The sequence below is a fragment of the Chromohalobacter sp. HP20-39 genome, from assembly GCF_033052815.1.
Lineage (GTDB): Bacteria > Pseudomonadota > Gammaproteobacteria > Pseudomonadales > Halomonadaceae > Chromohalobacter.
The window spans coordinates 1-229 of sequence record NZ_JAWHTP010001281.1; the positions used below are offsets into that span (position 1 = coordinate 1).

Genomic DNA, 229 nt, shown 5'->3' on the forward strand with positions numbered 1-229 from the left:
ATGTTTACGTGCTCGAAGGTCATCGCGGCCAAGGGCTCGCCGATGGGATGATTCAGGCCTTGCTCGCCCACCACGACCTGCAAGGCCTGCGCCGCTTCATGCTGTTAACGCGAGACGCCCATCGCCTCTATGCTCGCCACGGTTTCCAGCCGCTGGCGACGCCGGACCGCGGCCTGGAGATCGTGCGGCCTGGTCTGTACCTGAAGTCCCCGCCCGATGCCTGAACTCC

General features: G+C 65.1%; 1 protein-coding gene. It reads left to right on the top strand.

Annotated elements, in window-relative coordinates:
• A partial coding sequence (locus RVY79_RS21980; protein WP_317466748.1) for a GNAT family N-acetyltransferase occupies positions 1-224 on the top strand: 224 nt, incomplete at its 5' end.
• Between the last annotated feature and the right edge of the window lie 5 nt (positions 225-229).